Annotated in this window: 5 protein-coding genes; 4 read left to right on the top strand and 1 reads right to left on the bottom strand. The window is 47.9% G+C overall.

The genetic code is table 11. The annotated features are described in order from the left end of the window. Positions 1–1,993, bottom strand: a 1,993-nt coding sequence (locus IKG78_RS01385) for an AAA family ATPase (RefSeq protein ID WP_290938378.1), incomplete at its 3' end; no start/stop codon positions are given. A 369-nt stretch (positions 1,994–2,362) separates the two neighbouring features. On the opposite strand from IKG78_RS01385, the gene IKG78_RS01380 reads away from it, so the two are divergent. The 4 genes from IKG78_RS01380 to IKG78_RS01365 all read left to right on the top strand — a co-directional run bounded on the left by IKG78_RS01380 (position 2,363) and on the right by IKG78_RS01365 (position 6,030). Further along, positions 2,363–3,100, top strand: coding sequence for a hypothetical protein (locus tag IKG78_RS01380; RefSeq protein WP_290938376.1), 738 nt, complete (start codon positions 2,363–2,365; stop codon positions 3,098–3,100). Positions 3,101–3,416: 316 nt separating this feature from the next. Continuing rightward, positions 3,417–3,683 carry a type II toxin-antitoxin system Phd/YefM family antitoxin gene (locus IKG78_RS01375; RefSeq protein ID WP_290938374.1) on the top strand — a complete coding sequence of 89 codons (267 nt, stop codon included), beginning with the start codon at positions 3,417–3,419 and terminating at the stop codon, positions 3,681–3,683. Then, positions 3,680–3,991, top strand: coding sequence for a type II toxin-antitoxin system RelE/ParE family toxin (locus IKG78_RS01370; RefSeq protein WP_290938372.1), 312 nt, complete (start codon positions 3,680–3,682; stop codon positions 3,989–3,991). Before IKG78_RS01375 ends, IKG78_RS01370 begins: the two co-directional genes overlap by 4 nt. A gap of 194 nt (positions 3,992–4,185) precedes the next feature. Then, the gene (locus tag IKG78_RS01365) at positions 4,186–6,030 is read left to right on the top strand and encodes a DNA topoisomerase IV subunit B (protein ID WP_290938370.1); all 1,845 of its coding nucleotides are present in this window, start codon (positions 4,186–4,188) and stop codon (positions 6,028–6,030) included. Positions 6,031–6,268 lie beyond the last annotated feature (238 nt).

Below are 6,268 nucleotides of genomic sequence, written 5' to 3'. Positions count from 1 at the left end.
GATGCGTACGCACAGCCTCGGTCAGCTGGCCACCTTCTTCGTAGCCCACGTATCCCGGAGGAGCACCGATCAAACGGCTTACGCTATGCTTTTCCATATATTCGCTCATGTCGATACGGACAAGTGCGTTTTCGCTATCGAAAAGTTCCACAGCCAAAGCCTTTGCAAGTTCCGTCTTACCCACGCCCGTCGGGCCCAAGAAGAGAAAACTTCCAATCGGCGCATTCTCGCGGCTAAGTCCGCTACGGTTACGCAAAATTGCTTCGGACACGGCTTCGACAGCTTCGTCCTGGCCAATCACGCGGGCATGCAGACGTTCATCCAAGTGCAACAACTTTGCCTTTTCGCCTTCGCAAAGCTTTGTCACCGGAATGCCCGTCCAACGGCTCACCACAAGCGCAATCGTCTCTTCGGTCACTTCTTCGCTCAAGCCACCTTCTTCAGCACTCTTGCGGAGCGCTTCAGTCTTTTGAGCCAGTTCCTTTTCGATGTTCACGATCTTGTTGTACTTGAGTTCTGCAGCACGGTTCAAGTCGTAACGGGCTTCGGCCTGTTCCATCTCATCCTTTGCGGCCTTCAAGGATTTCTTCAAGTCCTGAACTTCGGCAAAAGCGGCGCGACGATCCTGCCAGCGTTCCTGCATCTGCTTGACAGCAGCATCGGTCACGGCAAGGTCTTCACGGAGTTCTTTCAAGCGCTTGACGCTTGCTTCATCCGATTCCTTCGAAAGCGCCTGCTCCTCGATTTTCATCTGGAGTTCCTTACGCTGCAACGTATCGAGCGCTTCCGGGACCGTATCCATCTGCGTTTTCACAAGGCTTGCAGCCTCGTCGATCAAGTCAATCGCCTTGTCCGGCAAAAACCTATCACTAATGTAACGGTTCGAAAGTTTCACAGCAGCCACAAGCGCATTGTCATGCAGACGCACGCCGTGGTGCGCATCAAAGCCGTCCTTAATGCCACGCAAGATGGAAATAGCTTCGTCTTCGCTCGGTTCCGAAACCTGCACCGGCTGGAATCGACGTTCCAAAGCGGAATCCTTTTCGATGTACTTGCGGTATTCCTGAGTTGTAGTAGCACCAATGCAATGGAGTTCTCCACGGGCGAGTTTCGGCTTCAGCATATTGCCCAAGTCCATCGAGCCTTCGGTCTTGCCCGCCCCCACAATGTTGTGGAGTTCATCGATGAACATAAGCGTGTTGCCATCTTCTTCAATCGCATCTATAACGGCTTTGAGCCTTTCTTCAAAGTCGCCACGGTATTTTGCACCCGCCATCAACGCGGACAAATCAAGCGCAAACACTTTCTTGCCCTTCAACGCATCCGGCACGTCGCCGCGGTAAATACGTTCGGCAAGGCCTTCGACAATAGCCGTCTTACCCACGCCCGGTTCACCGACCAAGCACGGATTGTTCTTTGTCTTACGGCTCAAAATCAAAATCACACGGCGGATTTCTTCTTCACGGCCAATCACCGGCGAAAGCTTTCCGTCAGCCGCCATTTCCACGAGTTCACGACCGTAGAGTTTCAGCGGAGACTGTTCCTCAGCATTCGCAGCACCCGCAAACGGATCTGAAAGCCATGTTTCCACCACTTCGGTCGAACCAAGAGCATCTTCAAAGACCTTCGCAAGTCCGCGGTCGCCCGAGAACTTCATCAATGCCACAAGCAAATCGCCCGGCGTCACCATACGGCTCACTTGCCGCGCCGCCTGCACAGCGGCACGCAAAATGCGGTTCAAGTCGCTATCCGGTTCCACATCTGGATTCACGCCTTCCATGCGCGGGATTTTCTGAACAAACGGCTCCAAACGTCCACGGAGTTCGTTCGTCTTGACGCCCTTGGACTTATAAAGTTTTTTCAAGGTTGCATCGGGGCCTTCCACAAGGCCAACCGCCAAATGCGCCGCCCCCAAATAGGAATGCGAACAGCGGTCGCGCAAGCTCTGCGCTTTTGCTAAAACCTTTTCTGCATCATTAGTAAAATCTGACATATAATACCTTCTTTTTTTATCGCCCTACTCATGCAAATAGCGTGCCAAAATTTTCCTTGAACCCCAAATTGCAGTTTTTAGCGAAAAAAAAAGCTTTTTTCTGCAATTTCACACCTCCCACTTATTCAAAAAACAACATGTAAACGTTTCAAAAGTAACGAATAAAAGGAATTTTTGAAACAATTTGCCAAATCGAAAACCAACACAAAATAGACTTTGGTTACCCTACGATTTAGTGATCTCACAAATCTGAATGTGATCTAAATCACTACATTTCTTTTACGCAAAACATACTTTTTTATTATATTTCTATATAAAACTATAAAAAAGGAGCAATGACTTTTCAAGAAAATCGCACTCGCTGCAGCTTTGGCAGCGACCGCATCTTTCGCAACTTGGGACTACTTCCCGGTTAAAGAAGCAGGCCATGGTCAAGCCCAAATCAGTGAACAGGTCTTAATGCACGGCAATAGAAGTGTAGATGTAGTCGCACTCGGTGCCCGCTTTTCCTTCATCCAAAACTTTGAAGCCGGTCTCGTAGTCCCTGTCACCGCCTTAACTTATATCGATGGAAAAAATGCTGAACAAAGCGGACTTAACAACATCTCACTCATGCTCCGCTACCAGTTCATGCCGATTATGAATGCGTTCTTGGACGTTGAATTCCCCACATGCAGCAAAGACCTCTGCGGCGACGACAAGCCGTTTGGATTCCATTTCGGTGTGCAATTCTCCCAGAAGTTTGGCATCGTAGATTTCGGTTCTGAACTCGGCCTCAAGCTTGAAACGAAGGGCAAAGACAAGACGACTCCACCCTGGGACTTGAACCTTGGTTTAGAAGCCGACTTCTTGGTGAGTGACATGCTTACCCCGTACGTCGGTTTTGATTTTAACATGCTGCTCGGCAAAACTACACGTGACGGCAAGAATGAAGGCGAAAGCCGCACGGGTGATTTAGGCATAGCTCCGTATGTTGGTTTGAATATCGATTTCAACCCGATGTTGTATCTCGGCTTTGAATTCCGGTTCGGCGTTGGCGAAGACTATGACGATTATGGCAAAGATACCCCGATTTGGCTCACCGTCAATTTCGGCGTAAACTTCTAAAAAAATCAAAAAACAAAATTTGCACTCTAGTGAAATATCTAGGGTGCTTTTTTTGTATTTCCAAAATCACATAAGTTTTGCCTTTTTTGCAGACCTGCATGACCGAAGCAAGCGAGGGCTGCCTATAGCAAGTTATAACACACTTTTGAAAAACTCTCGAACCGATATTTTTAGTAAAAATATTTTTCCAGCATTCATGCTAACGGTTGGTTGCAAAATTTAGGCTTTTTCCGTTTTTCGTGATTATCATTTGTAAATTTACAAGCAGACTTATCTCACCAACTCAAAAAATATATATTACTCCAAAGGAATCCTCATGAGCACAACTAGACCCATATCAGATTTGCAAGATTGTCTCGACGACATTTCCAAGACAGCACACGAATCTGGGCAACCCGTCTTTTTAACAAAAGACGGTTATAATGATATGGTTTTAATGAGCATCGAAGCCTTTGAACATCTACAAATCGAAAAAGAAATTTTCGAAAAGTTACACGAAGCTGAATTGCAGGCCAAACGCTCCTCTAAGAGATATTCCTCATCTGAAGTTCTTGCGGAACTAGAAAAGATCACAAACGTATGAATTATAGAGTCGAGTTTCTTGAACTCGCGCTCTTAGACTTACAGGCAATTACCTTCTATATTACAAATGAATTAGGAATGCCCAAGGCTGCTAAGAATTTAGCCGAGTTGTTCATACGTGAAATTAACTTACTACAAAATCACCCATATTCCAACGCTCAATATATTCCAACAAAATCTTTGGAACATGATTTTAGAAGAATGATCGTTCGTCATTATTCAGTTTTTTACTGGATTGAAGAAGATTCAAAAACAGTAACCATAGCACGAATTTTATACAACAAGAGAAATTTTATTTCCATGTTATAAGCAGTCGGGCCATTCAGTACACTTTGCCCCGGCTAGCCCCAAATTTCCAATTTGTAAGCCCATTTTCGAAGTTTCGCCCGAAAAGTACTGTTTGGTAGGACAGAGCCGTTTTACGCCTTGCCCTTATGTGCAGTAATTAAAATTTTTATATATTTGTTTTCGGTTTTTTATTGAAATTTTAAAGAGATTGATTAATGGCAGCTACGAAATATACAGAAGAAAGCATCAAGTCCCTCGAATGGCATGAACATATCCGCCTGCGCCCCGGCATGTACATCGGTAAGCTTGGCGACGGACAGAGCCCGGACGACGGCATTTACGTGCTCGTCAAGGAAATTATCGACAACTCCATCGACGAATTCGTGATGGGAGCGGGCAAGAAGATTGAAATTGATATCGACGACCACGCGGCTCGCGTGCGCGACTATGGCCGCGGCATTCCTCTCGGCAAGGTCATCGACTGCGTATCGAAGATCAACACGGGCGGCAAGTACGATTCCGAAGCGTTCCAGAAGTCGGTCGACTTGAACGGCGTGGGTACAAAAGCCGTGAACGCACTTTCCACGAAATTCGTGGTCAAGAGCTACCGCGATGGCCGCATGAAACAGGCTGAATTCTGCCGTGGCGTTCTGGTGCAGGACTACAAGGAATGTGCAACGAACGAAAAGAACGGTACCGAGATTTACTTCGAGCCAGACGCTGACATTTTCAAAAACTACCGTTTCCTCCCAGCGTACATGGAAGAAAAGGTCTGGAACTACGCCTACCTGAACAACGGCCTCCAGCTTATCATGAACGGCAAGGTCTATACGAGCCCGAACGGCCTTTTAGACCTTTTGAACAAGCACGTCGATGACACCATCCGCTATCCGGTGATTCATTTTAAGGACAAGGATATTGAATGCGCGTTCACGCACGGCAACCAGTACGGCGAACATTACTACAGCTTCGTGAACGGCCAGCACACCACGCAGGGCGGTACACACCAACAGGCTTTCCGCGAAGGCATCGTCAAGGGCGCCCGCGACCACTTCAAGAAGGACCTTGATCCGTCGGATGTTCGCAACTGCGTCATCGGAGCGATTTCTGTACGCATCCAGGAACCGGTGTTCGAATCGCAGACAAAGACGAAGCTCGGTTCTACGACGGTTTCGCCGGGCGGTGCTCAGTTGCGCTCCTGGGTCGTCGATTACGTCGCAAGCCAGTTCGACAACTACTTGCACAAGAATCCCGAAACCGAAAAGGCTTTGCTCAACCGCATCACGCAGAACGAACGTGAACGCAAAGAAATCGCGGGCATCAAGAAGCTTGCGAACGAACGTGCCAAAAAGGCGAACCTGCACAACCGCAAGCTCCGCGACTGCAAAATCCACCTTACCGACGTGAAGAATGCGCTAAACCGTGAATCGATGATTTTCATTACAGAAGGTGACTCCGCATCCGGTTCCATCACGAAGGCACGTAACGTGCAAACGCAGGCGGTGTTCAGCTTGCGCGGTAAGCCGCTCAACAGCTTTGGCATGACGAAAAAAGTCGTCTATGAGAACGAAGAATTTAACTTGTTGCAACACGCACTCGATATCGAAAACGGTCTCGAGAACTTGCGTTACGACAAAGTCATTATCGCGACTGATGCTGATGTCGATGGCATGCACATCCGCCTTTTGCTCATGACGTTCTTCTTGCAGTTCTTCCCGGAACTCGTGGAACAGAAGCACTTGTACATCTTGCAGACGCCACTTTTCCGCGTGCGTAACAAGCAGGTGACCAAGTACTGCTACGACGAAACCGAACGCGACAAGGCCGCCAAAGAAATCGGCAAGACCGGTCTCGAAATCACTCGATTCAAAGGTCTTGGCGAAATCAGCCCGGAAGAATTCGGACAGTTCATCAACGAAGACATGCGCCTTGAAACGGTCAGCATTCCACCCGACGCTACGCTTGGCAAGATGCTCGAATACTACATGGGCAACAACACGCCGAGCCGCCAGGAGCACATCGTGCAGAACCTGCGAGCGGAAGCCGTCGAAGAACTGTAAAACTGCGGCTTTGGGCTATGGGCTCGCGCTAAAGCGCTTTGAGCACGCTACGCTTTGAGCGATTGCACACATCTTTTATGGATTACCACCTAAAAGCGGCGATTTTGCAGCGATAAAAAAACTAATGACCATTGACTAATGACCATTGACTACAAAAAGCTATTCGCCTCGCAATTTGCGGGGCGTTTTTCATTACCAAATGCGCTGAAAAGTTTTATACATTTACAAAGAGCAACAT

The organism is Fibrobacter sp. (assembly GCF_017545445.1).
Taxonomy (GTDB): Bacteria; Fibrobacterota; Fibrobacteria; order Fibrobacterales; family Fibrobacteraceae; genus Fibrobacter.
This window is presented reverse-complemented; position numbering and strand designations above follow the sequence as displayed.

Bases quoted from the DNA above. Each gene is read 5' to 3' on its own strand.
- IKG78_RS01375 (WP_290938374.1), top strand. From the start codon at position 3,417: ATGAGCACAACTAGACCCATATCAGATTTGCAAGATTGTCTCGACGAC.
- IKG78_RS01370 (WP_290938372.1), top strand. From the start codon at position 3,680: ATGAATTATAGAGTCGAGTTTCTTGAACTCGCGCTCTTAGACTTACAG.
- IKG78_RS01365 (WP_290938370.1), top strand. From the start codon at position 4,186: ATGGCAGCTACGAAATATACAGAAGAAAGCATCAAGTCCCTCGAATGG.